This is a genomic window from Synechococcus sp. OH2, from assembly GCF_047462155.1.
Lineage (GTDB): Bacteria > Cyanobacteriota > Cyanobacteriia > Thermostichales > Thermostichaceae > Thermostichus.
Window position 1 is genome coordinate 30,963 of record NZ_JANSIR010000101.1, and the last position, 4,028, is coordinate 34,990.

At 64.1% G+C, this 4,028-nt stretch carries 2 protein-coding genes and 1 pseudogene; all 3 read right to left on the reverse strand.

The annotated features are described in order from the left end of the window. A partial coding sequence (locus tag NW835_RS10115) for an energy transducer TonB (RefSeq protein ID WP_414415212.1) occupies positions 1 to 1,133 on the reverse strand: 1,133 nt, incomplete at its 3' end. Between the two features lie 40 nt (positions 1,134 to 1,173). After that, positions 1,174 to 3,594 (reverse strand): TonB-dependent hemoglobin/transferrin/lactoferrin family receptor, encoded by a 2,421-nt coding sequence (locus tag NW835_RS10120; RefSeq protein WP_414415213.1) that lies wholly within the window; start codon positions 3,592 to 3,594, stop codon positions 1,174 to 1,176. Positions 3,595 to 3,629: 35 nt separating this feature from the next. Further along, positions 3,630 to 4,028 (reverse strand): annotated as a pseudogene (locus tag NW835_RS10125) (ABC transporter ATP-binding protein); the annotation flags it as partial.

Consider the following 4,028-nt stretch of genomic DNA (forward strand, 5'->3'; position numbering starts at 1 on the left):
GCATCCACCCTGGCCCGCAACAGCACTTGGCCTTGCTGGCCGAGGCGGCGGGCTTGGGGAGGGTACTGTGGCGGCGGGTTGCGACCCGGAATGGGGCGGGCCAGGATGTCCGGATTGGCAGCCACTGCTGCAGGCGAGGAGGTAGGAGGGGAAGCCTCCCCAGCCCCTTCTCCTGCTGTCGGCGCAGACCCCTGCGCCTGGGATCCACTGAGGCCAGCAACGACACCCCTCCCAGGAGCGCTGGATTCGGATCCCTTGCTCCCGGCAGTGCCCCCGCCACCCGAACGGATCCCTTGGATGAGGGGGGTGAAGCGGGGAATGGGAGCGCTCGTAGCAGCCCCAGAGGGCGGCCTGTTGGCCACAGGTGCGGCCGTGGGGGTAGCCACCGGAGTTGGAGGGGGCTGCTGCGGTGAGGGGGTGACCGTCGGTGTTGGGGAGGGCGGCGGAGGGGTTGGGGCGGCCATCGGCGTGGGTGTAGGGGTCGGCCCCAGCTTCGCCGTGGGAACAGGCGTGGGGGGCGGCGTTGGCAAGGTTGTCAGTGAAGAAGCTTGAATCTGCTGGGGTGCAGGATCGGGCGGGAGTGGGGCAGCCGCAGGGGGGGATTCCGAGGCCGGCTGGGTCGGCTCCTCCGCTGGGTCAGGCAGAGCTGATTCTGCAGCCGCCTCAAGCGGGGCCGGCGGGGGATCCTCCAGCCACAGCGTGACCGGGATCCGCACTTCGGGTTCTCTCAGAGGTCGGGATCCCCACCCCACCCACCCCAGCAGCCCCAACAGATGCAAAAGCAGCGAGAGCAAAGTCTCCCAGCGCAGCGGGCGGAGCTCCCGACTTTGCCCAGGCAATTCAGGGAGATCCTCCAGCGAGGTGCAGGCAACCGAGAGAGCAAGGGAGCAATAGCCCGCCAGCAGGGCCGCCCTGAGCAGCTTCTCGCCCCAGCCAATCCAGCGCAGCCCCTCAGAGCTCTGGCCCCGCGCCACCCCCCACAGGCCCAGCTCCAGCCAGGCCAGACCCACCCCGTAGGCCATGCCTGCCTGCTGCCAATACCCCATCTGCAGGCGCCACAAAAGCCGAGGGTGGGAGCCCCTCTGCAAAGAAGCGGATCCCCGGTCGGTGCGAGTGGGGGGTTTGGCGAGCATGGCTCGGGGCTATCTCGATGGGCACGTCTGGCGGGGAGTCCTAGAAGCGGCTGGAGAAGCTGAGGGCCACATGGCGCCCCGGCTGGGCCCGCCGCTCCACTTCAGGGCCAACAAAGAGGGTGCGGGTTTCGGAGTAGAGAAAATACCGCTCGTCGAAGAGGTTGAACACCCCGAAATTGAGCTGCCAGTTGTCGTCTAGGTTGTAGTAGCCCAGCAGATCCACCACCGTATAGCCACTGGGCACAAAGGGAATCTGCGGGGGAGCGTTGGGGTTGGGTCGCACCACCTCCCGCTGCGGATCCCGCGGATCCGCCACCAGCGTGGCCACCAACCTCGCCCCCCATACCTGGCTGGGATCGTCGTAGTGCAGCCCCAGCACCGCCGTCAGCGGCTCGATTGAAAGCAGGGGCTTGTTTTCTGTAAGATTGTCCCCCACCGCCCAGGCAAAGCTGCCGTTTAGGCTCCAACCGGTTAGGTCGGGGCTAAAGAAATATTGTCCTGTCGCCTCTACGCCATAGATACGGGCGCGGCTGATGTTTTGGCTCTGGAACAGGATGACCGGCGGGGGCGGCGGGCTACCGGGGGGGCCGGGGGGTGAGGGCTCGGATCCCACCTCCCGGAATGCCTCGATAAAGTCGTTGTAGGTGTTGTAGTAGGCCGCCAAGCTGAAGCTGGCCTGCGGGTAGATCCCTCGCAAACCCACTTCAAAGCCCTGGCTGGTTTCCGGGCGCAAGTTGGGGTTGGAGAGGGTGCGATAGCGGAAAACCGGGCTGACCAGGTTGGTAAAGCCGCTGTTGATCTCGTTGTATTGGGGAGCGCGAAAGCCGGTGTTGTACTGGGCCGTAAAGGTGAGGTTGGGGTTAATCCTCCACACTAGGCCCAGCTTGGGGGAAATGGCATCGGCAAAGAGGCTGGCCGCTTCTGACCCGCTTTTCAAGAAAGCTTCATCGGGGCTGGGGGTGAGGTTGTAGGTGTCGTAGCGGATGCCGGGGATCAGAGTCAAGTTGCCGCCGCCAAAGTCGATCTCATCCTGCACATACAGCCCAAAGCGCACGGTGTCCGAGTCGGGAAAATCTTTGGTGGGAAAGGTATCTGGGGGAATGTTTTGGGTTACTGCTCCAGTTTGCAGATTGGTCTGAAAACGGTTGCGAGGTCGCTCGTTGCGGGTGGTGGAGATCTCCATCCCATACACCAGGCGGTGGGAGAGATCCCCGGTTTGGAAGCGGCTTTGGGCCTGCAGGCTGGCTCCCAAAATGTTGCTGACCAGCTCGTTGAAGGTATCCCGCCGCACCGGTACGGGTCGGCCTTGCACCGTGAGGGTGCGCTCCTCTACACTGGGCTCGCGGGTGCGGGCGGGCTGGTAGTAGATCTGGACAGTGGCCAGCTCAAAAGCGGGATTCTCTGGGTTGGCGTAGCGATACTCCAAACTGAGGCGGCTGCGCTCGGTGTCGATGGTTTCCCTAAATAAGCTGACGGCGGGATCCAGGTTGCGCCGCGAGAACGTGGTGGTGGTGCGGCTGTTGAAGTACTCGCCGGTCAAGGTGAGGCTTTCCAAGGGGCTGAAGCGGTAAACCAGCTTGGCCAAAACGTTGTCCCCCTCCACCGTTTGCCGATCTTTGAAACTGGGATCTGCCTTGATATCCGGCTCCCTGGCGTCGCGGCGGGGGTAGATGAGCAGGGCTTCCAGGTTCCCCTGGCGGCCCGCCAAGCTGAGGGTGTTGACAAAGCCTTGGTTTTTGCTGTCGTACTGGCTGGAGAGGCCCACATGGCTGTCCCGTTCCCCCAGCAGATCCACTGGATCTAGAGTAGTGTAGGTTACCACGCCCCCCAGGGCATCGCTGCCGTAGAGGGTGGAAGCAGGGCCGCGGATGATCTCCACCGTCTTCAGGGTCTCCAGCTCAAAGGTGTCCCGCCCAATGTTGAAGGGGCCAAAGGAAAACTGCTCTGGCTGCCGGATCCCGTCCACTTGGATCAGCACCCGGTTGGCGTCAAGGCCGCGGATGTTGAAGTCTTGCAGTCCATAGCGGACATTTCGCCGCACACTCACCCCCGGCTCGTAGCGCACCAGATCCTGGATGTTCTGGATGAGCTCCCGCCGCAGGCGCTCCCGGTCGATGACGGTGATGCTGGCCGGCGAGTCGGCCAGGGTGCGCTCCGTGCGGGTGCCGGTGACTGTAACCTGCTGCAGGTTGAAGACAGGGGTGCCCTGCTGCAACATCTGCAGATCCGCTTGCAGCCGCTCCACTTCCGCCTGATCCCCCCGCCGACGGGCAGCTTCGATCTGGGCTTCTAGCTCGCGAATCTGCTCTTGGATGGTGGTGGCCCCCCGAGGGGTGGCCTGGGCCAGCAAAGGAGTCTCAGGAATCCGAGCCGCGGGTTGCGCCTGGGCCAGGGATCCCCAACTCAGCCCCAGACACAGCCCCAAACTCACTGCCTTCCAGCCCCAGCCGGTTACTCGCATAACTTCTCACTCTCCCAAAAACCACCAGAAACAAGTCAAACCTTCGCCTCAACACCCTTTCCTCCCAGCCAGAGGGGCCTTGCCGGGTCTGCGCTGCGCAAGGGGCAAAGCTGGAGCCCCCCCGGCGTTGGGATCCACTCCACCTCTAGGCCAAACACCTGCCGCACCCTCTCAGCAGTCAAGGCCGCCTGCGGGGATCCCAGGGCCTGCAACTGTCCGGATCCCAGCAGAGCCACCCGCCGGCTGTAGCGAATGGCCAGGTTTAGATCGTGCAGCACGCTAACCACCGTCAGCCCCTGCTCCTGCTGCAGCCGTCGCAACAGCTCCAGCAGCTCCAGTTGGTGGCGCAGATCCAAAAACGTGGTGGGCTCGTCCAACAGCAGCACCTGCGGCTCCTGCACCAGGGGACGACCGCGCACCACCTTGTCGTCTTC

Excerpts from the sequence above, each read along its gene's own strand:
- NW835_RS10120 (WP_414415213.1), bottom strand. The coding sequence starts at position 3,594 with ATGCGAGTAACCGGCTGGGGCTGGAAGGCAGTGAGTTTGGGGCTGTGT.